This is a genomic window from Streptomyces sp. PA03-1a (assembly GCF_033792805.1).
In the GTDB taxonomy this organism is placed as follows: domain Bacteria; phylum Actinomycetota; class Actinomycetes; order Streptomycetales; family Streptomycetaceae; genus Actinacidiphila.
The window spans coordinates 1-1,689 of the sequence record NZ_JARAVO010000470.1 but is presented as its reverse complement, the minus strand read 5'-3'; the positions used below and the strand labels follow the sequence as shown (position 1 = coordinate 1,689).

The 1,689-nt window shown below is 74.2% G+C and carries 1 protein-coding gene; it reads right to left on the bottom strand.

Annotated features, from left to right (window positions below; genetic code table 11):
- Window positions 1-223: 223 nt before the first annotated feature.
- On the bottom strand, window positions 224-1,558 hold the full coding sequence (locus tag PV341_RS44980; protein ID WP_500323216.1) for an MFS transporter: 1,335 nt from the start codon (window positions 1,556-1,558) through the stop codon (window positions 224-226).
- Between the last annotated feature and the right edge of the window lie 131 nt (window positions 1,559-1,689).

The following is a 1,689-nucleotide window of genomic DNA, read 5'->3' as shown; positions in this document are numbered from 1 at the left end:
GGGGAAACCCCCAACCGCAACCACGCACCGCGCGTACGGGGCGACACGGGGCACCCCGGACGACTTGGCGGCGTATCAAACCGGTACGATCAGGCCCGGCGCGCCGCCCGGAACCTCGCGGACGTGCCCCCGCCCCCCGTGTGCCCGACCGGGACGGGGCGGCGGCCGGGTCGCCGCCGGAATCCGCCACAGCGGGCCCCGGGGCGCTCGGCACCCCAACGGCTCAGGCACCCCGGTAGCGGGTGAAGGCGGGGAACGCCGCCGCCAGGCCGAGCATGACGACCACGACGAGCACACCGCCCGCGGTGACCGCGGTACGCGTCCCGAACGCGGAGCCGCCCGTGCCGTGCAGGAGGTCGGCCACCCGGGGACCGCCCGCGACGACGACCGTGAACACACCTTGCATGCGGCCGCGCATGTCGTCCGTCGCGACCGACTGCAGGATCGCGCTGCGGAACACCATCGAGACCATGTCGGCGAATCCGGCCAGCGCCAGGAAGGCCGCCGCCCACCACAGGCTGCTGCTCAGTCCGAGTCCCGCGATCGCGGCGCCCCAGCCGCAGACGGCGATCACGACCATCAGACCGTGCCGCTTGGAACGGGAGAAGGTGCCCGAGAACAACCCGCCGGCGACCGCGCCGATGGGGATGGCGGCGAACAGCAGGCCGAGCGCGAAGCCCTCGCCCCAGGGGGCGTAGGTGGTGTCGGCGAGCTGGGGGAACAGGGCGCGCGGCATGCCGAAGACCATGGCGACGATGTCGGCGAGGAAGGACATCAGCAGGATGCGCTGGGCCGTGATGTAGCGGAAGCCGGCGCCGACCTCGCGCCAGCCGCCGCGCCGGGCGACGGGGGCGCCGTTGGCCTCCAGCGGCGGGAGCGCGGGCAGCCGCCACACCGCCCACACGGTCGCGGTGAGGGCGATCGCGTCGATCAGGTAGAGGTCGGGCAGGCCGATGACGGGGATGAGCACACCCGCGAGCAGCGGGCCGACGACCAGCCCGGTCTGCATGACCGTGGAGCCGAGCGCCATGGCCGCGGGCAGTTCCGCCGGCGGGACCAGGCGGGCGATGGCGGCGCTGCGGGCGGGGGCGTTCATGCCGGCCGCCGCCTGCTGCGCGGCGAGCAGCACCATGAGCAGCCAGACGGAGTGGGCGCCCGCGAAGGCCTGCACCCAGAACAGCAGGGAGGTGACGGCGATGCCGATGTTGGTGTACAGCATCAGCTTGCGGCGGTCCACGCTGTCGGCGACGGCCCCGCCCCACAGGGCGAAGACCACCAGCGGGACCAGCCCGGCGATGCTCGCGTAGCCGACCCACGCGGACGAGCCGGTGATGTCGTAGATCTGCTTGGGCACGGCGACCGCGGTGAGCTGGCTGCCCACGGCGGTCACGGTGGTGGAGCTCCACAGGCGGCGGTAGGCGGGGTGGCGCAGGGGGCGGGTGTCCATGAGCCAGCGACGCCAGCGGGTGCGGCTGCCGGGTATGCCGGGCTCCGCGCCGCGGTCCGCGGTGGGATCGTCCGCCGGGGCGTCGTCGGCGGTCTTCTTGGTGCTGTCCACGGGTGCTGTTGCTTCCTTGTACAACTATCGCTGACCCGCTGACACTACCCGCCCGCCCTCGTCATGCGTGAGGGCGGACGGGCAGGGCCCGGGGTCAGCGGCCCGCGGGGACCGTGCGGGCGGTGCGGGGC